The 24,696-nt window shown below is 36.2% G+C and carries 10 protein-coding genes; all 10 read left to right on the forward strand.

The genetic code is table 11. The features are described 5' to 3' along the window. The first annotated feature begins 19 nt into the window (after positions 1-19). The 10 genes from HCX49_RS22485 to HCX49_RS22530 all read left to right on the forward strand — a co-directional run bounded on the left by HCX49_RS22485 (position 20) and on the right by HCX49_RS22530 (position 24,668). The gene (locus HCX49_RS22485) at positions 20-2,419 is read left to right on the forward strand and encodes an ABC transporter permease (RefSeq protein WP_168128208.1); all 2,400 of its coding nucleotides are present in this window, start codon (positions 20-22) and stop codon (positions 2,417-2,419) included. A 71-nt stretch (positions 2,420-2,490) separates the two neighbouring features. Continuing rightward, positions 2,491-4,890 carry an ABC transporter permease gene (locus HCX49_RS22490; protein ID WP_168128209.1) on the forward strand — a complete coding sequence of 800 codons (2,400 nt, stop codon included), beginning with the start codon at positions 2,491-2,493 and terminating at the stop codon, positions 4,888-4,890. Between the two features lie 46 nt (positions 4,891-4,936). Further along, positions 4,937-7,342, forward strand: a complete 2,406-nt coding sequence (locus HCX49_RS22495; RefSeq protein ID WP_168128210.1) for an ABC transporter permease — start codon at positions 4,937-4,939, stop codon at positions 7,340-7,342. Between the two features lie 53 nt (positions 7,343-7,395). Next, positions 7,396-9,801, forward strand: a complete 2,406-nt coding sequence (locus HCX49_RS22500; RefSeq protein ID WP_168128211.1) for an ABC transporter permease — start codon at positions 7,396-7,398, stop codon at positions 9,799-9,801. 158 nt (positions 9,802-9,959) lie between these two features. After that, positions 9,960-12,332: an ABC transporter permease gene (locus tag HCX49_RS22505; RefSeq protein WP_168128212.1), complete on the forward strand. Its 2,373-nt coding sequence runs from the start codon at positions 9,960-9,962 to the stop codon at positions 12,330-12,332. 132 nt (positions 12,333-12,464) lie between these two features. Next, a complete protein-coding gene (locus tag HCX49_RS22510) occupies positions 12,465-14,846 on the forward strand; it encodes an ABC transporter permease (RefSeq protein WP_168128213.1) in 2,382 nt (793 codons plus the stop codon). A 54-nt stretch (positions 14,847-14,900) separates the two neighbouring features. Beyond that, complete coding sequence (locus HCX49_RS22515) at positions 14,901-17,264, forward strand: ABC transporter permease (protein ID WP_132773475.1); 2,364 nt, start codon at positions 14,901-14,903, stop codon at positions 17,262-17,264. 164 nt (positions 17,265-17,428) lie between these two features. After that, positions 17,429-19,789, forward strand: coding sequence for an ABC transporter permease (locus HCX49_RS22520; protein ID WP_168128214.1), 2,361 nt, complete (start codon positions 17,429-17,431; stop codon positions 19,787-19,789). 63 nt (positions 19,790-19,852) lie between these two features. Continuing rightward, a complete protein-coding gene (locus HCX49_RS22525) occupies positions 19,853-22,243 on the forward strand; it encodes an ABC transporter permease (protein WP_168128215.1) in 2,391 nt (796 codons plus the stop codon). A gap of 40 nt (positions 22,244-22,283) precedes the next feature. After that, positions 22,284-24,668 (forward strand): ABC transporter permease, encoded by a 2,385-nt coding sequence (locus HCX49_RS22530; RefSeq protein WP_168128216.1) that lies wholly within the window; start codon positions 22,284-22,286, stop codon positions 24,666-24,668. Positions 24,669-24,696 lie beyond the last annotated feature (28 nt).

A 24,696-nucleotide genomic window follows, 5' to 3' on the forward strand; every position in this document is an offset into this window, starting at 1 on the left:
CCTGTGTTATAAAAAAATTATGTTAAAGAATTATATCAAAATCGCATGGCGTAGTCTTTGGAAGAATAGATTTTTCAGTATTCTCAATATATTTGGTTTAGCCATAAGCTTGTCCGTTGCTATCCTATTGATAACTTACGGTCGCCAAGAATTAAGTTTTAATAAGCAATTTAAGAAGGAAGCCAATATATATCGTGTTCTATTGGAATCCAACGGGGAATATAATTATGAGAAATGGAGCAATCTTCCTAATGCGGTTGGTCCCGCAATGCAAGATGATATTCCTGAAGTAAAATCAACCGCCCGATTGGTAAGGCTAGATTTTACAGGATTTGGTTCTGTCCGTGCTAATGATAATAATTTCATCGAAAAAAATATTTATCTCACCGACTCCTCCTTGTTTAATTTATTTGATGTGGAATTTATAGAAGGAAATAGTATTACTGCCTTTTCAAATCCAAAAAATGTTGTCATTTCATCCAGTAAGAAAAACAAAATATTTGGTAAAGGACCTGCATTAAATAAAAAAATAATTATTAATCAACGAGATACTTTAAACATTTCGGGTGTGTTTCAGGATTTTCCGGAAAATAGTTCCTTTGAAGGCGACATTTTTTTGAATATGATGGATTCTTGGATGGGAAAAAATGTGCACTGGTCTAACGCAAGCTACTATACATTTTGCTTATTAAGCAATCACACTGATCCTGCTCAAATCGAAAAAAAAGCAACAGCCCTTATTGATAAGTATGTACCAAAGGACAATCAATATTTCACTAAATTTTACTTACAACCTTTATCCCAAGTTTATTTACAATCACAGGATTTACGCGATAATATGTCTACTCGAGAAGGAAATATAAAAACTGTTAAAACAGTATTTTTTCTTTCCTTTCTTATTATCATGATTGCGTGCATTAATTATATGAATCTTGCGACAGCTCGCTCGCAAAAAAATGCAAAAGAAGTAGGAATTAACAAAGTTTTGGGAGCACATCGCAACCAGATTAAATTTCGTTTTTACATTGAAACAGGTATTATTGCATTTTTGTCTATTACTGTTGGAATAATTTTGGCTCTTGTAGCACTCCCTACATTTAATCACATTATTGGCTCTGGTCTCGCTGTTCCTCATTTATTTACCCTAGAAAATATGGGCATCTGCCTGACTATATGGTTAATTATAACGCTTGTAGGGGGTAGTTATCCTGCCTTTATGATGGCCAATATTCCGAGCCTTTCCCTTATGAAAAATGTCATCACACAAGGTAAGATTGCTCAATACCTACGTAAGGGTTTGGTTATATTTCAATTCACCTGCTCTATTATATTGATTATTGGCGTTATCATTATTTCGCTACAGATGAGACATATTTCTAAAAAAGATCTCGGATATCAGGCGACTAACATTGTTACGATTCCAATACGCTCCGTGCCTTCTATGGACAAATTAAAGAATATTAAAGAATCTATTCAAAAGTTAACAGGCACTGTTAGTATCGCTACTTTACAAACATTCCCTGGTTTTGGTGAAAGTGGAAAAACAATGCATAAACCAGGTGATACGAATGAAGGTCTACCAATCAATACTTCAAGTAGTCTTGGAGCTGTAGTTCCCACACTAGGACTACAGCTGATTGCAGGAAAGGATCTGCCGGAAGTATTAGCTCCTACAGATTCTACCTGTTATATTTTGATTAATGAAGTAGTTGCTGCCTATTTAGGCTATGAAAATCCAAGCGATGCTGTAGGACAAAATATTCCAACTGAAATAACTCCAAATACGACTATTGTAGGAGTCGTTCGAAATTTTAACTTTCAAAGTTTAAAAGAATCCATTGGTGGGTATATGTATTACCGTATGCACATCCCCAATGAAAGTTATCGTTATTTACTTATTCGATACGATACGCAAAATGTATCTTCCTATATTAGCCAAGTCCAACAAATATTTACACAACAGGTTCCTGAGGCAGCATTTGATTATCAATTTTTAGATGAACACATCAAGAAATATTACACAGCCGAGAACCGAACAAATAATATCATTTCAACATTCTCCATTTTAACGATTTTTATTGCTTGTTTGGGTTTATTTGGTTTAGCGGCATTTACCGCTCAGCAGCGAAAAAAAGAAATTGGAGTACGTAAAGTACTTGGTTCAAGTACTTTTAAAATCGTTCAATTGCTTTCCGGCCACTTTCTAAATTTGATTATACTTTCATTATTTATTGCTATACCTATAGCTTGGTGGCTATTTTCTCATTGGCTTCAAGATTTCAATGATAGAATTGCATTCCCATTATGGTCATTCGCGATTGCTGGCTTATTTGCTCTGATAATCGCGTTTGTAACCGTAGGTTATCAAGCTCTAAAAGCTGCTTTAATAAATCCTGTAGAAAGTTTGCGAGATGAGTAAATCGTTTTTAATCAATACTAAAAAAAACACTATTGATTCTGTCAGTAAAATCAATAATAAACCTTACGATAATGAACAATTTTAAATTAATATTTAGACAATTATGGCGCAACCGCCTCTTCACCTTACTTAATATTGTAGGGTTATCCATCGGTATCAGTGCCTGTTGGGTGATATTCCGTATTGTCAATTATGAATTTAGTTTTGACCAGAAACATCCTGATAAGGAATTGATTTATAAAGTCCACACGAGCTATCTTGAAAACAACAAAACAGATCATTTTGACGGTATTCCTGCACCACTACCCGCCTTTGTAAAAGATAATTTTTCTGATGTAGCATTATCTGTTCCTGTATTCAGTGAATATTTTGAAAAGGTCAGTTTACCGAATACTAAAGCATTAGCTTTTGAAGACCCAAAGGAAATTATTGGAACTACACCAGATTATTTCAAACTCACCGATTATCGCTGGTTGCAGGGAAATAAAGATATCGTATTTAAGAACCCTAATGAAGTGGTTTTGACGGCATCAAGAGCAAAATTATATTTCCCGAAAAACACGTTTGCAGATATTATTGGCAAAACCTTATCCTACGACAGTACGTTATTTACAGTTGCTGGAATCGTGGAAGATCTAGCTTACCCAAGTAGTTTTATCGGTAAAGAATTTATGCAGATTCCGGAAAAGGATTGGACAAGTACCACTTGGACAAATTCTAATTCCAATTGGCAGATGTTTATTAAGGTTAAATTGCCGAACGTTATTGCTCCCATTTTAAAATCGGTTAATGCTAAATTCCATGAGATGACCAATGAAGAATTTAAAAAATACGGCTTCAGTATGTCATCAAACTTAATTCCGCTATCTGAATTACATTTCACATCATTTGCACAAAAAAGTAGCGACAAAAAAACAATGTATGGCATTATTGGCATCGGAATTTTTCTACTGATACTTGCTTGCATAAACTATATCAATTTAACGACAGCCCAAGTTCCACATAGAGCAAAGGAAATAGGTATCAGAAAAACATTGGGAGAGAGCCAAAAGAGAATAACCGTCATCTTCTTTCTCGAAACATTTATCATCACAATATTGGCACTCTTATTATCATGGCCACTAGTTAAAATTATCCAATCGAGCTTAAGTTCCTACATTCCGCAGCAGATGTACAGTTTTGCTGACAACTTAATGGTTCTATCATTTATAGCCGGGACGACAATTTTAATCACACTACTATCTAGTTGGTATCCGGCCATGCTCATTAATAGAGTTAAAATCTCCGAAGTTATCAAAATTACAGGAGGCAGTAAAGTGAAAATGGGCGGCCTGTCTTTACGAAAAACACTTATTGTATTTCAATTTGTGATTGCTCAAATATTTGTTGTGTCCACGTTTATCATCGGAATGCAACTTAAACATTCTTTAAATAGTAAACTTGGCTTCAACAAAGAAGCAATTATTACGCTACAGCTTCCACATAAAAGCTTTCAAAATGCTGATACGGATCCCTTCACCTATAAGCATGCTTTGGAAGGACTTTCTGTCATCAAACACGTTTCTTTGGGGCATCTCCCGATGAGCGGTGATCATTGGGGTAATTCGATCGTTGTAAAAAGTGATACCGGAGAAGTACGGGTGGATCATCAATTTAAGTTTATAGATGATGACTATTTTAAATTATACAATATCAATATACTGGCTGGTCGAGCGATTAAACTATCGGACACAGCTTCAGGTATTGCTCTAAATCTAGTGGCTATTGAGAAACTAGGATTTAAATCTGCATCAGAGGCTATTGGTAATTTTGTAAAAATAGATGATCAGGATCGACAAATCGTTACCGTGATTGATAACTTTCACAGTAAAAATATGCACAGTAAAATTGGCCCTTTAGAGCTCAGACCTTCAAACAAAAAAGAACAATTAAAGAATATGAGTATTCAATTGCCGGATCATCAGGAAAAATGGCCATCTGCCTTGCAACAAATTGAAAAGGAATGGAAAAAATACTATCCAAATGCTCCATTTAAATACGAATTTTATGATCAGCAAATAAAAAATCAATATGAAAACGATACGAAGTTTTCAAAAATAATCAATTTGTCTACCTCAATAACCATTTTATTAAGTTGCTTAGGACTGATTGGTCTTGTGACGATTACTACAGCCCAACGGACAAAAGAGATTGGAATCCGTAAGGTATTGGGTAGCAAAATTTCTGGAATCATTGCATTACTATCCAAAGAATACATCAAATTAATTTTCATTTCGATTCTGATAGCATCTCCAATTGCCTGGTGGGCGATGAATCATTGGCTGAATGATTTTGCTTACAAAATTACGCTTAGCTGGTGGATGTTTACAATTCCTGCAGTGATTACTTTGCTTATTGCATTTATTACCATGAGCTATCATTCCATCAAAGCCGCAAACGCCAATCCCGTTGAGAGTTTGCGCGATGAATAAAGCTAAAATTTAGACATTAATGTTAACATCTTAAATAATTACAGCCATGATCAAGAGCTACATTAAAATAGCAATAAGAAACTTAAAGCGAAATATTTCTATTTCATTAATCAATGTATGTGGATTAGCTTTAGGCATTGCGACCTGCTTACTCATCAGTCTGTATATCACTGATGAACTTAGCTATGATCGTTTTAATAAACAGGCTGACCGCATCGTTCGCGTAGTTTTTAAAGGAAAAGTAAAGGGTGGCGATATCAAGGAAGCTCATATCATGCCACCTGTTGCTTCAACGATGAAGGCTGAATTATCGGATGTCGAAGAAACGGCTCGCTTACGCATGGGAGGAGTTCCGCTATTTCAAATAGGCAACCAGGTTTTTCACGATGCCAATTTAGCATATGTTGATGCATCCTTCTTCAAGATATTCACATTACCTTTATTGAAAGGAGATCCTTTAACCGCATTAGCGGAGCCGAATACTGCTATTATTACTGAAACGATGGCACGTAAATACTTCAATACCATTGATGTGATCGGGAAAGAACTACCAATAAAGGGAAATGGGACAATTCTTAAAATAACGGGTATAATGAAAAATATACCCAAAAACTCTCATTTTAATTTTGATATTTTCACTTCCATCGATGCGCTTGAAGATGCACGATCTATTTCCTGGATGACTTCGGAATATTATACCTATGCGCTATTAAAAAAAGATGTAACAGTTAAACAAGTGGAGACTAAACTCGCGACCTTATTTGACAAGCATGTGGGACCTCAGTTTATGGCAGGTTTCGGAATGAGTTATGAAGATTACAAAAAGACCGGGAATAAGATCGGACTTTATCTGCAGCCTTTAACTGATATCCATCTACACTCTGACTTTGTATATGACCTGAGTCCGTCTGGCAATATCAGATACCTTTATATTTTTGGAGTAATCGGCATCTTTATGCTCCTGATTGCTACGATCAATTTTATGAACCTATCGACCGCCAGTGGGTCTAAAAGATTTAAAGAAGTTGGCGTAAGAAAAGTATTAGGAGCTGGAAAACAAAAACTGTTGATTCAATTTTTCACCGAAGGTATTCTGACTACTTATATTGCTTTAGTATTAGCTATAGCTATTGTATTACTTGCACTCCCCTTGTTTAATCACTTTTCGGGAAAATATTTGGAGATCGGACAGCTTTCCTTCATCACAACAATTCCTTTATTACTTGGATTTGGTTTACTGATCGGTTTATTCTCCAGTAGTTATCCTGCTCTATACTTATCATCATTTAATCCTATAATGATCTTAAGAAACAGGTTCAACGCCTCTGGAAATGGTCTGGGATTAAGAAGTGGCCTTGTGGTATTTCAATTTATCGTTTCAGTCGGATTGATATTTAGCACTGTAGTGGTAAGTCGTCAGCTGGACTACATGCGTCATATCAAACTTGGTTATGACAAGGAAAATGTTGTCATTATTCAAAGCTGGCCTCTAGGAGCTAACGAAAAAGATTTCGCTGAACGCCTAACTCAGGATAGCCGCGTACTACATGTTTCACACTCGTCTTATCTTCCTGCGGGAGCTACCTACAATAACAATTTTTTTATCTATCCAAAAGAGAGCCCTAACCAATGGGTAAAAACTCTCCGTTATGATGTTGACGAGCAATACATTCCTACCATGGGTATGAAGTTGAAAGAAGGGCGCAATTTTTCAACAACCTATGGCAACGATAGCCTATCGGTTGTGATCAACGAAACTGCTGCCAAAAATCTAGGTTGGAAAGATAATATCATTGGTCGAACATTAACCGATAAGGATAATAAAGTCTTGCAGGTGATCGGTGTTGTTGAAGATTTTCATTTTAAACCGCTGCATGAAACTATTGCTCCTTTGGTGATGGTATTGAATGATCAGGCAGGAAATCTGATTATCAAAACTAAGGCGACAGACATGGAAAAATTACTGGCAACAGTAAAACAGTATTACAATGCATATCCTTCGGATCTTCCCTTTGATTATTCTTTTCTTGATGATCGTTATAATCAGACCTATCAGTCGGAACTTAAGACCGGACAATTACTGACTATCTTTGCGTCACTGACCATTTTTGTTGCCTGCCTTGGATTATTGGGATTGGCGATTTTCACCACGCATCAACGTAAAAAAGAAATTGGAATCCGAAAAGTAATCGGTGCTTCTGTGCCTGATATTGCGCGTATGTTATCCTTTGAATTTATTCGATTAGTGGTCATTGCCATCATTATTGCCTCCCCTATTGCCTGGTGGATGATGCACATGTGGCTGGAAGATTTCGCTTATCGCATCGACATTCAATGGTGGATGTTTGCTGTTACAGGACTTTTAGCTGTCGTCATTGCACTGTTTACAGTCAGTTCACAGGCTATACGGGCAGCAGTTGCCAATCCTGTTAATAGTTTAAAAGATGAATAGAAGAATTAAAGCATAAGTAGTCCTAAATAAATCGCTACTCTAAATTATAAACTATGTTTAAGAACTATATAAAAATCGCTTGGAGAAACCTTTGGAAAAACAAGGGTTATTCTTCCATCAACATCGTTGGGCTAGCCATAGGGTTAGCTTGCTGTTTATTAATCGTCTTATATATTCATGATGAATTATCCTATGATAAATACCATGTAAATAAAGACCGCATTTACCGTGTTATTAATTCTTTCGAAGACAACGAGAAATTAATCCGAAAAAATGTATGGGGTGTTGCGCCTATAGGTCCAGCTTTAAAAGCTGATTTTCCAGAAGTCAAGAATGTGGTTCAATTTTCAGGAGTTACGTCCATTTCTTTAAAGAATAAGGAAAAGGTTTTTCAGGAAGAACGTGTTTTTTTCATGGACTCAACTGCATTTGATGTTTTTAGCTGGAAAGTACTGGCTGGTAATCCAACAACTGCTTTGACAGCACCCTATACTGCTGTTTTAACTGCAAGTACAGCCAAAAAATATTTTGGAAATGAAAATCCGATTGGCAAAACACTAGAAGGGGGACTTGCCTCCGGACGGGCAGATCCGGGACTATACAAAGTCACAGCGGTTATTGAAGATGTTCCTTCCAACTCCCATTTTACATTTGATGCTTTGCTCTCGATGAGTACCTTTAGAAAAGCTTTTACAGATCGTTTTGAAAGCTGGGGATATGTCGATTTTTATACTTACATACTGGTATCCGATCAATTTAACCTTTCTAATTTTAATAAGAAAATTCCGCAATTTCTCAAAAAGAATGTTCCTTCTGCAGAGGGCAAGTATAATTTCCAACTCGAACCTATACTGGATGCCTATATGCATTCGTCTGCAGGCAGACAGCCTGGTGTAACGGGGAGCGTACAGAATCTGTACATATTTGCTATCATAGGGCTATTTATCCTTTTCATCGCCTGTGTAAATTTCATGAATTTGGCTACATCTCGTTCCATGGAGAGAGCGAAAGAAGTAGGTGTGCGAAAAGCGATTGGCGCGAACCACCGTAATTTGATTCTTCAATTTATGTGTGAGTCGTTAGCTTTAGTTTTTATCGCTGCATTACTGGCATTGCTATTGGTTATCGTACTTCTTCCTTCCATGGAGGCCTTTGCAGGGAAACATTTTGCATGGAGCAGTCTATTCAATTTGACAACATTCAGTATCTTTCTAGGTATCGTGACCATAACCGGTATTGTTGCTGCTAGTTATCCGGCTTTTATTTTAGCGCGTTTTAAACCTATCGAAGTTTTAAAGGGAACATTTAAAACTGCTGCTGGAGGGCAATTTTTACGAAAGGGATTAGTAATCTTTCAGTTTGGTTTATCCATTGTACTTATTGCAGGAACCTGTATTGTCTTTTCACAATTATATCACCTGCAACATACGAATCTTGGTTTTCAGAAAGATCAGATGCTGGTTATCGATTATAATTTTGACGATGGGGTCAACAAGAATTTAGAAGCAATTAAAAATACGTTTAAGAGAGATAAGGACGTCATAGCGGTATCATCATCGCGCAGTGTTCCGGGTACATTTTTCCCTAATGCGGGCACAGAGATAGAGACTAAAGAAGGAAAAATGACGATGTTGGGTCCTGCACTTTTTGAGGTGGATATTGATTTTATCCCGAACATGGGGATTGAAATGGTCGCAGGACGGGCTTATTCCCGGGATTTTCCTGCCGACACTGCGCACTCCATGATAATCAATGAAGCTGCAGCTAAACTTTGGGGCTATAATAATTCACAGGATATTATTGGAAAGCGTTTTACGCAATGGGGACAAGAGGGACAGGTTATCGGCGTTGTAAAAGACTTTAACTATATGTCTTTACATAATAAGGTTGAACCACTTGCTTTGCGATTATCACCGTGGAGCAGCAAATTTATAACGATTAAATTGCAAAAAGCGAATCAACCGGAAACTATTGCCCGCATCGAAAAGATCTGGACAGGTCTAGCTCCCCAGATTCCTTTTAATTATACATTTTTGGATCAGAGTTTTAAACGTCAATATGAAGCAGATTATCGTTTCCAAAGAATTTTTACCACATTTTCAGGATTTGCAATTTTTATTGCCTGTTTAGGGCTCTTGGGGCTTGTGACTTATACCGCTCAACAACGCACCAAAGAAATTGGCATCCGTAAGGTCCTCGGATCTAGTGTTTTTGGAATCATACAATTATTATCTCTTGACTTCATCAAGCTGGTCATTATTGCTATATGCATTGCCATACCGGTAGCCTATTGGGCAATGGGTAAGTGGCTCAATAATTTTGCTTATCACATTGATATGCAATGGTGGATGTTTGGTATAGCGGGAGTAAGTGCATTGTTCATTGCTTTAACAACTGTCGGTTATCAAGCTCTGAAAGCTGCAAAGGCAAATCCTGTTGATAGTTTAAGAGATCAGTAATTTAGTGTACGTTTGCGAACGCCAACTGTTCGGAAACGTACACTTATGCAAATACACAACTCACCCTAAACACCTGTATACAAGAATATTAAAATAATGGCTTAGGGATTGGCCTTTAAAATTAGAAAAGGAACAAAAATATAATCAATTAAACCTTTATGATTTTTAAATATATTAAAACTGCCTGGCGAAATCTAAAAAAAAGCAAGTTTTACACCGCCATCAATATCGTAGGACTTTCGATCAGTATTGCCACAGCAATTATGATATTGCTATGGGTACAGGACGAAATCAGTTTTGATCGTTTCCACAAAGATTATAAACAGATATACAATGTCCATAACATCTGGAAGGGAGGTGGTAAAGAAAACATTTCTAGTAACACACCTGGGCCAGTTGCATTCTATGCAAAAGACGTTCCTGCAATAGCATCATCAGTGAGAATAGCCCGCGAGTATTCTGGCATCATTCGCCTAAAGAACCAAAAAGATTCTTATACGGGTTTATCCATGGCTTATGCAGATAGTTCATTTTTTAAGTTCTTCTCTTTTCCGCTACTGCAATCCAGTAAGCCAAACTTATTGACAAATATAGACGAAGTGACCATAAGCGAAGCGCTAAGTCAAAAACTATTTAAAGGAGAAGATGCCATTGGCAAAATGATTTTATTTGAGAAAACACCATTTTTCGTCACGGGAGTTTTCGTTGATATGCCGCAGAATTCAACATTAAGATACGATGCAATTTTTCCAATGACCTATCGTGCAAAAATTTTTACTGAAAATGGAGGGAATGGAATATGGAAAACGATTGATGAAGATCTTGGTAATTACTCCTTTGATACCTATTTCAAATTAACTCCAGAAGCAAACCCTGATCAAGCAATTGCTCAAATAAATAATAGCTATATTAAAGCTAGAGAAGGTAATAAAAATACCATTTTTAAATTAGGATCACTTGCTGATAAACATTTAATCGATCCTGACGGAAACAAATCAGCCTTACGCATGGTGCAGATATTTGGTGCAGTAGCTTTACTCCTACTTTTTATTGGCGCTATTAACTATGTTAATCTTGCTACAGCTCGGGCTATGGACCGTGCTAAGGAGGTAAGTATTCGAAAAATTGTGGGCGCAAGCCGTAAACAACTATTTTTTCAATTTATGGCCGAAACCTTCCTGACATTTACCTTAGCAACTTGCGTTGCAGTTATATGGATTGGATTATCCTTTTCTACTTATAACAGTATTTCGGGAAAATCAATGGCTTTTAATCTGAATAATCCCACGCTTTGGCTTTTAATAGGGTCTTCTTTACTAATGACCGTTTTATTTTCCAGCATATACCCTGCTATTCAACTGTCATCTTTCAAACCTATTGCAGCACTTAAAGGCAAATCATCCAAACCCACAAATAGTATTTTCCGAAAGGGCTTGGTTGTATTTCAATATGTATCATCAATTATTTTAATCATCTGCACCTTGGTTATTGAAAAGCAGATGAAGTTTATCCGCGAATTTAACTTAGGATATGACACTTCATATATTTTTACCGTAGAGCTCAATGAAGGAGCCGTTGAAAATAAATCTACTGTAGCGTCCAAACTTTCTGAAGATCCTTCCATTGTTTCCTATTCCATTAATGGAATATATAATCCAATGGACTATGGCAGTTCAACTGGAGATATCGACTGGCCAAATCGTACTAAAGATCAATCACTCATAGTAACCCAAGCTACAATAGACAAAAATTTTATTCCCATGATGGGCATGGAATTCATCGAGGGTGGTAATATCAAAGGAACACCTGCCGACTCATCAAGTTATATCATCAACGAAACGATGGCAAAACAATTGGGATTGGAAAAACCGTATGTTGGCGCGCAAATGTCATTACATGAGGTACCCGGAACGGTGATTGGTGTTGTAAGGGATTTCAACTTCAGTAATCTGAAGAATAAGATTGAACCTCTAGTCTTTTGGACTCATCGTTATGCAGGTACCTTATATGTTAAAACGACTGCTTCACATGCTCAAAAGGCAATTGAGAAGGTAAAAACGATTTTTAATAGTTATCCTTCGGAACAACCTTTCGAATATACATTTTTGGATAGCAAATTCGATAAAATGTACAAATCGGACTTACGTACCGGATTGCTTTTCAACATCTTTGCTTCGATCGCAATTTTCGTTTCTTCACTAGGTCTTTTAGCTTTGGCCACCAATGCGGCACAAACGAAAGTAAAAGAAATCGGAATCCGCAAAGTCTTAGGTGCTAGCATACCACAAATTGTTCAGTTATTAGGTAAAGAGTTTGTGAGCTTACTCATCATCGCAATTTTAATTGCAAGTCCTCTTGCCTGGTATTTTGCAAATGAATGGCTGGCTAATTTCAGCTTTAAAACAGAATTGAATGTTTGGATATTTTTAATCGGCGCAAGTATAGCGCTATTAATTGCAGGATTGACCATCAGTTATCAAGCCATTCGAGCGGCAAAAGTAAATGTGATCAATAGCCTAAGAGATGAATAGGTAGTATGTGTTTTATAAGTTAAGTATTAAGTGTGAAATGAAGGTCGTCGGATTGTGAAACCGACGGCTTTCTATGTTAACGAAAACAGTATAGTGACCAATTAAATCTAACCACTGACAATCACCTCAATCATGATAAAGAATTATATAAAAATCGCATGGCGAAGTATTTTCGCTAATAAATTCTATACAGCCATTAATATTTTAGGATTGTCGGCGGGATTAGTCGTAGGGATATTCCTCCTACTTTGGATTCAGGATGAGCTATCTTTTGACAGATTCCATAAAAATGAGCGTAAGATCTATAAAATTGGTATTGAAGGTGGAACTGGAATCACTAAAAAAATATTTGAGAATATCATTGCCCCTGTTGGCACTTTTGCAAAAAAAGAGATTCCGGAAGTAAAAGACGCCGTACGTATCCTCAAAATTGGAGATGGTCCCATCAAATATAAAGAGAAAATATTTATCGAGAAAAGCTTTGCTTTTGTAGATCCGAGCTATTTTTCTGTATTTAATTTTCCTTTGGTTCAAGGCATTCAAAAGTTACCTTTTCCAGACAACAATTCGATTGTCATCACAGCCAGTACTGCCCAACGCTATTTTGGAAATGAAGATCCCATTGGTAAAACGGTCACCATAGGTCTAGATGAACTTTGTGTGGTATCGGGTGTTATCGCAGATTATCCCGAAAATTCGAGTTTACAATTGCAGGTACTTCTTCCCCTTTCTAGGTTTAATGAGCAGGCATATGTAAAAAATAAAACCACTTATGACAACAAAACATATTTGTCATCCATGGATATGGATTGGTCCAGTTTTTCATTTGAAACTTATCTACTGCTAACTCCCCAAGCGAACCTCACTGCTTTAACTAAAAAGTTACAACAGATACATGAGCGCAATAAACCTGAAGATACACCTGTACCTTACGTAGCACAACCACTATCTAAAGTTCACTTATACCACATGGATGGTAGCGATGGAGGAATCGGCGCTGTACATATTTTTATGGGAGTTGCCCTGATGATTATAGCAATAGCGAGTATTAATTATATTAATCTTTCGACTGCCCGTTCTTTAAATCGGGCCAAAGAGGTCGGAATTCGAAAAATTATTGGAGCTGGCAAAAGGGAACTTTTCTTTCAGTTTATCATAGAAACTACATTGTTGTTTCTTTTTGCAGTGACCATTGCGATAACGGTCGTTTTTATTTTTCTCCCTTCTTTTAATAACTTCTCTGGAAAACAAATATCATTGGATCTCACTAGTATTAATTTATGGGTCTACATTTTCATCTTACTGATTGGAACACTTCTCTTAGTGAGCATCTATCCGGCTTTACTGCTATCAACTTTTGATCCTATCAAAGTCTTAAAAGGTAATCTGGGAATGAAAAAATCTAGTTCCAGAAAGGTATTAGTTGTATTACAGTTTACGGTTTCTATTGTTTTGATAACCATGACAATTGTCATTGGTCGTCAATTAGAGTTTATCCGCAACAAAAATCTTGGCTACGAAAAAAGCCATATTTTCGCGGTTCCTATGGGATCAAAAATGGGCGAACATTTTGATGCCATCAGAAATGAACTGATAAAAAACGAAGGAATAAATGATGTAATCCGACTGGGGCGTGATATGATACACGGCGGTGATGCTACTGGAGATAACGATTGGGAAGGAAAACCTGCAAAGTCAAATCTCTGGTTTAATATCACGCATTCAGATCAGCATACGCTCGATTTCTTTAAGATAAAACTAGCGGAAGGACGAAACTTTACGGGCTCATTAGCGGACTCTACCCATTTTATTCTAAATGAAACGGCTGTTAGAGAGATGGGGTTAAAAAATCCTATTGGCACCCGTTTGAGAATCCGAACTGTACCCGGAACTATTATTGGTGTCGTGAAAGATTTTAATTACGCTAGTGTACGTCAGAAGATTGAACCTATCGTTTTTAAGTTTAATCCAAAAAATTCTCGACAGCTTTATATAAAAACGAATGAAAATAAAACTGTTGATGCTATAGGCGCTATGGAAAAAATTTGGAAGCAATACTATAATGATATGCCTTTCACTTATAATTTCCTGGATGAAAGCTATCAAAAACTATACACAAGTGAACAAAAACAGGGTACCATATTTAACTTCTTTGCTGTCATAACCATCTTAATATCTTGTTTAGGTCTTTTAGGTTTATGTACATACACCGCACAAGTAAAAACAAAGGAAATTGGGATTAGAAAGGTGCTAGGTGCGACGGTTTTCCACATTATACAAATGCTGAATCGGGAGTTTTTCATCTTAGTCATTATTGCGAATATTATTGCGATTCCTCTTGCTTTATATTTCGCAAATGACTGGCTTCAGGGGTTTGCCTTTAGAACTAATTTACCTATATCTATATTTTTATTTTCCGGTATTCTCACATTGTTCATCACGGCACTTACAGTTAGTTTTCAATCCATTAAGGCTGCAATTATCAATCCTGCAAATAGTTTAAGAGACGAATAGTTACGACCTTTTCATATAAAAGAGATTGCTAAATAAAATAATTGATTCAAAATCATGATAAAACTATTTTTTAAAACTTTTCTACGCAATATAAAACGTAATCCATTAAGTGGAATTATCAATATAATCGGTCTAGCATTGGGATTTACAGTCGTCATAATTAGTTCATTGTGGATAATGAAGCAGTTTTCTGTTGACAAAAACTTCAAAAACTACGATGATATCTACCAGGTCATGATCACAGGTACATTTAATGGTGAGAAGTCTACAGATCGATCTACTCCCATACCATTGGCTAAGCTATTGCAATCTGATTTTAAAAATGAAATGCAACATATTACTTTAGTCAGTAAACGTGAAAATGCTAATTTTAAGAGTGGTGAAAAAAGGATCACTGGCAAAGGATTGTATGCAATGGGTGCATTTTCTGAACTTTTCACATTTGAATCTATAAAAGGAGACGTATCTACACCTGCCCTACCATCAAAAATGATTATTTCCGAATCATTAGCACGTCGGTTATTTGGAGATGTAGACGTTATAAGTAAAGTCGTTGAACTTAACGGTAAAGCGCAGTACCAGATAACAGGCGTTTATGCTGACTTGCCAGAAAATAGTACTTTTCATCAATTGGATTATATATTGCCATTTTGCGACTATCTGAAACAAAACCCTGATGCCGATCAAAGTTGGGGTAATTGTTTTTTCCATACCTATGCCTCTATTCAAAATCCGCTCTCTCTACCTTCATTAGAGAGAACGACAACCACCATTTTAAAATCGAAACTTACAGACATAGATCCTGAAGTTCTTTTACATCCTATGTCTAAATGGTATTTGTATGATGATTTTAAAAATGGTAAAAATATCGGTGGGCAGATTCAATATGTTTGGATGTTTGCATTGGTAAGTGCTTTGATTATTTTGCTAGCATGTATTAACTTTATCAACCTCAGTACCGCTAGAAGTATCAAAAGAGGTAAAGAAATCGGTATATTAAAATCGATCGGCGTAAATCGCCGCCAATTGATTCAGGGCTTTTTATTTGAATCTATCTTATCTGTATTTTTAGCATTTATACTCAGCCTCCCCCTTATACTCTTACTTCTTCCATGGATAAACGGTTTTATAGGAACTGAATTACGAATACCTTTTCATTCGATATTTTTCTATCTTATTGCTTTCTTAAGCATCGTTCTTCTTGGTCTTTCATCCGGATTATATCCATCCCTGTTCCTAACTTCATTTAATCCAATTTTAGCACTTAAAGGAAAATCAATTCAAGGAAATAGTAAATTTAAAGCGCGGAAGATTATGGTTGTTATTCAGTTCGCTATTTCTATTTTTATGATGATCGCCACATACCTCGTCATCACCCAATTAAACTATGTAAAAGATCGTCCAATTGGCTACAGCAACAAAAATTTAGTTAATGTCACGAGTTCAAGCGGTGAGATTATTAAAAAATTCGACGTCCTCAAAAAAGAATTGTTTGACAAGGGACTAATCCAAAACGCAACTTTATCCTCTAGTTTTGTAAACAATCTCGCTTTAACAGGCGGTGGATTTACCTGGCAAGGTAATGATGCTAAAGAAGGATCAATCATGGGCATATATACTATTGACGAAAATTTTGCTCCTACTGTCCAATGGAAATTTATGAAAGGTAGAAACTTTTCGAAAGATTTTAAAACAGATTCTATTGCTGTCATTTTAAACGAAGCTGGTGCAAAATATATGGGAGTATCCGATTTGAATAGCAAGCAATTAAGTTTTAGAGGTGTAAAATACAGAATCCTTGCCATCATACAGAACACAATGTCGGAATCTCCTTTCAAATCAATCACACCAACGGTTTATTTTCTTGATTTCCTTCCTAAAAACAAAATTACACTTCGCTTAAAAGATGGAGAAAATCAAAGTCAAATACTAAAAAATATCGGGGAGAAATTTTCTGCTATAGATCCGAATCTGGTATTTGAATACACATTTACAGATCAAGAATATGCGAAACAATTTAAGCAGATGGAAATGATTCGTAGTTTAACCAGTTTATTTACTGGTCTTGCAATTTTGATTTCCTGCCTAGGATTGTACGCCCTCGTTTCATTCTTAACTGAACAACGTGAAAAGGAAATTGGGATCCGAAAGGTATTAGGCGCATCTGAGCTCGGCTTATGGAAGTTACTATCAACCGAGTATATCTGGCTTACTTTTATCGGTTTTATGATAGCCACCCCGCTTGCTTATCTTTTTATGGAAAAATGGTTAGAAAATTATGTTTACCGTATTACTATTAGCTGGTCCATTTTTGCTGTCACGGGAGGTCTTGCTCTTTTCATTACGTTAATCACCGTAAGTTATCAGGCTATTAAAGTTGCTTTATCAAATCCTATTGATACACTACGGAATGAATAATCACCCTCATAACCTGTACGCTTACGAACGCTAGGTGTTCGAAAGCGTACAGTTAAAGAAGGATACAGCAATAAACAATTAACTGATTAGCAATAATTTAAAACATTGGCTTATGGATTGAACTTAAAAAGTGGCAAAAAAATACGAGTCTAAAGTTTAAACAAATGATACAGAACTATATTAAAATAGCATGGCGCAATCTTTTGAAAAGTAAGGGATATGCAACCATTAACATTATTGGCTTAGCTATTGGTATGGCAGCTGTATTGTTAATAGGCATCTGGATACAGAATCAATCACAATTTGACAATTTCTATAGCAATAAAGATAATCTATATAGACTCTGGAACAAATATGACGAGGAGGGTGAAATCAACTTGCTAAACATCACAGCAGGAACTGCTTCATCTACTTTAAAAGCAGAATATCCAGAGGTGGAGCATGCTGCTCGTATGTATTGGAGCACCGATAGATTATTATCCTTTGATAATAAAAAGATAAAATCTAAAGGAAATGAAGTTGATCCAAATTTTATTGAAATGTTCGATTTCAAACTTTTAAAGGGTAATCGCAATGAAGTATTAAACGGTCCAAACAATATTATCCTAACAGAGCGACTCTCAAAAAAAATATTTGGGGATGCGGATCCTTTGAACAAAACGATTACATTGGATAACAAAGAACCTTATCAGGTGACTGGAGTAATAGCAGATTTACCCAGCAATACAGATTTTGATTTTACATATCTGATTCCCTTAATCAATGCAAGTAGTCAATCTCCCACTTGGAACATAAATACATTTATGACTTATATCCAGCTAAAGAATGGGACAAATGTAGATGCCTTTAATAAAAAACTAGTCAATATCATTGCAAAGAAAACGAATAATGAGCAGAAAGGTTCACTCTTTTTATATCCAGTATCCAAAATGCACTTGTATTCTAAATTTGAACAAGGTATCCCAGTTGGAGGCAAAATCACCCAAGTTAAACTTGTTGCTGGTCTTGGATTTTTGATTTTAGTGATCGCTTGTATTAATTTCATTAATTTAAGCACTGCGCGCAGTCAAAAGCGAGCAAAAGAAGTCGCGGTACGTAAAGTGGTTGGCGCCCAACGCAGCAGTTTGATTATACAATTTTTAACAGAGTCGGTCCTACTATCTTGTATTGCAGGAATACTTGCCATAGGATTAACATCTATATCCCTCCCACTATTTAATAAAGTATTGGACAAACCTTTAGTTTTTTCGATTACAGATCCTATGATCTGGGTCTCTCTTCTCGGATTTATATTGTTTACAGGAATATTAGCTGGGTTATACCCTGCATTTGTGCTATCGTCTTTTAAACCCGTTAAATCATTGAAAGTATCTGGAAAGTCTCAAAGATTTGCCTTCAATTTCCGTGAAGTATTAGTTGTTTTCCAATTTGGAGTTGCCTTAATCTTGATTATTGCAACCCTGATCGTCAATAAACAGATTGAATATGCAGGAAAACGTGATGTTGGTTACTCACCTTCACAACTGATCGAAATTCCAATGGAAGGTGATATGACAAAAAATTATGAAGTTATCAAATCTGAATTGATCAATAAGGATATTGCGCAAGCTGTGACCCGTACCGGATGGTCAATTACCCAAAACAATTCCAATTCAGGGGGTAATTTTTCATGGGAAGGATCTACCCCTGAACAAGGAAAAAAAATCGTATTCAATATTGGAAAAGCTGAGAGTGATTTTGTTAAAACTCTGGGATTAAAATTGATCGAAGGTCGTGATATTGACTTCGAGCGATTGGCTTCTGATAGTATGTCGGTACTCGTAAATGAGGCTGCTATCAAAGAAATGAAATTGAAAAATCCTATTGGCAGCATTTTGAAATGGGGAAGTAATAACTTTACAATTATAGGAGTTATCAATGATTACATCAGCGGATCTCCATACAGTCCAGTTACTCCACTTCTTATTCATCCTGCCAAAGAGTGGATGTTAAATATGGTTGTTCGTACTCCTGCATCTGTACCTATAGAACAGAGCTTGAAACAAATGGAGCAGGTACTCAAAAAATTCAATCCGGCGTACCCTTTTGAATACAAATTTGTTGATCAGCAATTTGCGGCAAAGTTTAAAGAGCAACAACAAACAGCTCAGTTAGCACTCATATTCTCTACATTAGCCATTTTTATATCTTGCCTTGGATTATTTGGACTGGTATCGTACATCGCGGAATTGAGAACGAAAGAAATTGGTATCCGCAAAGTATTGGGTGCGTCTGTAACAGGTATAACAGCGATGCTCTCAAGAGATTTTGTAAAATTGGTTCTTATTGCCATTTTAATTGCCTCACCTATTGCCTGGTGGATCATGAATAAATGGTTGCAGGATTTTTCTTACCGCATGGAGATTCAATGGTGGGTCTTTGCTTTAGCGGGGATTGCCGCATTAACTATCGCAATTATTACGGTGAGTACACAAGCCATTAAAGCGGCCAATACAAATCCTGTAAAAACATTACGGGATGAATAATAACATACACTTACTGTAGGGTTATCTGAATGAATTAATGAAAAAAGCTTTAAAGCATAAAAAATGATACGAAACTATATTAAAATAGCATGGCGGAATATTCGAAAGAATAAAGGGTTTTCACTGTTGAACATGTCGGGATTAACAATTGGAATAACCTGCTTTTTGTTATTAGCTACTTACATATACCATGAATCCAGTTATGAACGTTTTTTCTCTCATGCAGATCGCATTGCGTATTTCAGCCTATCATACAAGGCTCCAAATAGCCCAGAAATGGTTTCATCCAGTACAACGCCAACAGGTCTACAACAGACTTTACAATCTGATTTTCCCGAAGTTGAGCAGGCCAGTCGTTTATATCCGTATATACAAGGTGGATTAGTTGATATTGGAAATCAATCTTTAAAGGAAAATAAGCTGATTTATGCTGATAAAAACGTATTTGAAATTCTCGATTATGATTTTATTGAGGGAAACAAAAAACATGTATTGGATGAGCCTAATCAAATTGTATTAACAGAAACCTTAGCTAAAAAATATTTTCCAAATGAATCGGCTATAAATAAAACATTGATTATTGATAAAGTGAACTGGAAGGTATCTGGGGTAATAGCCGATATGCCAAGTAATACGCAGTTCAGATTTTCTGCCATTCTCTCTAACCAAGGTCTAGCACGCTATAAAGAAGCTTCATGGAATTCAGCTAACGATATTACTATAGGATTATTAAAAACTGATCAAAGCTTTCAATCGGTGCAACTTAAACTGGATAATCTGGTTAAGGACAAATTTAGTGAGTCTATTAAACAGGGATATGAATTCGGTTTTAAAGTAGAAAAATTAAGTGATATTCATTTGCACTCAAAAACTGCAGGTACAGGAAATATCCTCTATGTTTATATTTTAATGGCTTTGGGTATTGCTCTTATCGTCTTGACCTGCATTAATTTCACCAATTTGATTCTTGCAAATGCGATTGAGCGCAAAAAAGAGATCGGTGTAAAGAAGGTACTGGGTGCAGGACGAAAAACAATATTCTTTCAGTTTCTCTTCGAATGTAGCTTAATGATTTTGATATCCTTAATTGTAAGCTTAGTGGCAACATGGTTACTGTTACCTCTATTCGGTCATTTTATGGGAGTAGAAATGCAGATCAACTTTTGGAACAAACCTATCCTCTATATAGCAATATTAGCTTTCTTTATTATCCTGTCACTACTTGCAGGTGGTTGGCCTGCCTACTCGATTTCGAGTTCAAAACCGATTTCAATATTCAGAAGTAAACTGATCGAAAAACAGACAGGGATATCCTTGAGTAAAGTGCTGATTGTGTTCCAATTTTGTATTTCCATATTTTTTATCATCTGTACATTATTTGCTGGTCAACAAATGAAATTTATTCAATCTAAAAATACAGGACTGGATCGTTCAGATATATTGGTGCTCGATGGCCGAGGATGGCAGGATAAAGAGCGTCAATTGCTAAAGGATAAGCTAATTCAATTAAACAGTGTTAAAGGCGTAACGGCATCTTATGATAGTCCGGTTAATATTCAGGGGGGCTATACGATTAATGAAGTAGAAGGACAGGCTCCAGACTTCTCTATTGATGTCACTGCTATTCCTATTGAAAAAGACTTTGTATCCGTGTTCAACATTAAATCTATTGCTGGTTCTTCCCTATCGGATACGGACATTTTAAGAGCAAGCGATACCGTCGCTCCGGAGAATAGTTTTATTATTAATACGCTAGCTGCAACTGCTATGGGCTGGACTCCTAAAGATGCAATCGGTAAAAAAATAAATTTAAATGGCCGCAAGGGCACTGTAAAACAAGTGGTTGAAAGCTTTAATTTTAAATCTTTACATAATGAAATCACTCCTGTTGTGCTCTTTCTTGAATATGGTTATTTCGGAAATATCTTTATTAAGCTGCATGCTGGAGTTCCTACACAAGACGCATTGAATCAGATCAAAACGATTGTAAAAGAGATCGCTCCGAAAAACAATTATGACTATCATTTTTTAAATGACGACTTTAATCAACTTTATCTACAGGATCAACAGACAACACGAGCGATGCAACTTTTTTCATTAATTACTATCTCCATAGCGTGTATGGGATTATTTGCACTTTCGACCTATACGGTGCAACAAAGAATTAAAGAGATTGGAATCCGGAAAATTGTTGGTGCATCTGTTATAAAAATTGTTAGCTTATTAAGTGTAGATTTCCTCAGGTTAGTAGTTCTTGCGCTCGCTATTAGCATTCCTTTTGGCTGGTTTGCAATGCATAAATGGCTAGACAATTTTGCTTATCATATTGAACTTGACTGGTGGATCTTTATACTTGCCGGTGGCAGTGCTTTACTCATCTCGTTCTTAACAATAAGTTACCAGACTGTCCGTGCTGCTATGGTCAATCCAATTGATTGTTTACGGGATGAATAATTTACTGCATTAAAAAAATTGACTACTTTATACGATAACGATGATAAAGAACTATATCAAAATCGCATGGCGTAATTTATTGAAAAATAAGGCTTTCTCTAGCATCAACATCATTGGATTGGCTATTGGTATGGCCGGAGCTTTGCTTATTGCGCTATGGTTGCAAAACATGCTGAGTATGGATCGGTTTCACGAGAAAAGTGATAGGCTCTATGCGATAAGTAACCGAGATGATCATACTGGCAAGAAATGGGCATGGTTAAATACACCCAAAATAATGGGACCAACCTTGAAAAATGATTTTCCTGAAATTGAAAGTTTTACAAGACTTGACGATGGAACTGGTAATCAATTTATTGCAACATACAAGGATCAAAAAATAGTATCCCAAATCGGATTCGCTGATCCTGGATTTTTCAACATGTTTAGTTTCCCTTTGTTGAAAGGAGATAAAAACAACCTATTGAATGATGCTAACTCGATCGTAATCACACAAAAATATGCAAAGACTCTCTTTGGAAACGAAGATCCTATAGGAAAGATCATTAAAATTGATTCTGTCAATTTGGTTACTGTAACTGGACTTCTTCTAGATCTGCCCAATAATAGCAGCATGAATTTTGAAGGTTTAGTTTCTTGGGATTATGCAAAAAAAATAAGATATGTAGATACAAATTGGAGTAATAACTCCACCTATACCTATGTACTATTAAAAGCAGGGACATCGTTGCCAGCATTCAATGAAAAAATAAGATTAGTTAGTCAAAATCATATAAACATTGGCGATAATGAGATCAAGTCCACAAATGAAATCTTTGCATTTCCATTTAAAGATAGTTATCTCTACGATAAAGGTGACGGTGGAAACTATACTTCCGGTCGCATTCAACTCGTTCGTTTGTTCGCTTGGATCGGTGCTTTTATCTTGCTCGTCGCCTGTATTAATTTTATGAATCTAAGTACTGCTCGCTCTGAAAGAAGAGCCAAAGAAGTAGGTGTTCGTAAAGTTGTAGGTGCTGATCGTAAAAGCCTCATGTTACAATTTATCTCTGAAAGTATTTTGATCAGCTTGTTAGCTATGGTACTTGCAATCACATTTATGGTGTTGGTACTACCGGCTTTTAATAATTTAGTACAAAAAAATCTAACACTTTCTCTTCTCTCAGTCCAAACCTGGTTATCATTAATAGCATTCAGTGTAATTACGGGTATACTGGCAGGAAGTTATCCAGCATTTTTTCTTTCATCTTTTAAACCTTTGAAGACATTGAAAGGAAAGTTAAATACTTACAATAAGGGAATGAGCATCCGTTCGATGTTGGTAATTATTCAGTTTTCACTCGCCATTATCTTAACCATTGCTACTATAATCGTATCAAAGCAAATTCAATTTACGAAAGACCGGGAACGTGGTTACGATGAAAATGGTTTAGTTTATACCAGTATCTCCGGGAAATTAGATAAAAATTATGTCAGTTTACGGAATGAGTTACTAAACAGTAATGCAGTTCTTTCGGTATCAAAAAATATGTCTCCAGTTACTGATCGCTTTAGCAATGGCTGGGGATTTAGCTGGCCAGGAAGTACTGAGAGTGACAAGAAATTATTATTCAATCGCTTTAGTTCGGATGCCAATGCTGTACAAAATTTAGGATTTAAACTCGTGAAAGGTCGAGATATTGATGTATACAAATATTCTACTGATAGCAATGCAGTGTTACTGACAGAAACAGCTGTAAAATCCATGCGCTTAAGTAACCCGGTCGGTCAAGTCATTCAAGCCGACGGCGAAAATTGGCCAGTGGTTGGTGTAATCAAAGATTTTATCATTGATTCACCCTATGACGAAATAGCGCCAATGATTATTCTTGGTCCTAAATCCTGGTTCACAACGATACATTATCGACTGAATCCGAATAACAGTACCGAAACAAACCTAAAAAAGATAGCGGATATCTTCAAGAAATTTAATCCTGACTATCCTTTTGATTATAAATTTATTGATAAAAATTTCGAATCTAAATTTAAAGAGACACAATCCATTGGAACAATTTCTATGCTATTTGCAGGATTAACAATCTTTATTTCATGTCTTGGACTATTGGCTCTTATCGCCTACATGGCAGAGACACGGATGAAGGAAATTGCTGTTAGGAAGGTATTGGGGGCATCTGTTGGGCAATTAACATCTTTGCTCTCTTTAGATTTTCTAAAATTGGTCCTTATAGCAATTCTTATCGCATCACCGATAGCATGGTGGACAATGAATGACTGGTTGAAAGATTATAGTTATCGCATTGAAATCCAATGGCATTATTTTGCTATTGCAGGTCTTATGGCTATTCTGATCAGTTTGGCAACGATTAGTTACCAAGCGATCAAAGCCGCTCTTTCAAATCCTGTCAATAGTCTACGTGATGAATAACAGCTTAATAGATATTTTAAATAATTTA

The sequence above is a fragment of the Sphingobacterium sp. B16(2022) genome, from assembly GCF_012030425.1.
Classification (GTDB): Bacteria; Bacteroidota; Bacteroidia; order Sphingobacteriales; family Sphingobacteriaceae; genus Sphingobacterium; species Sphingobacterium anhuiense.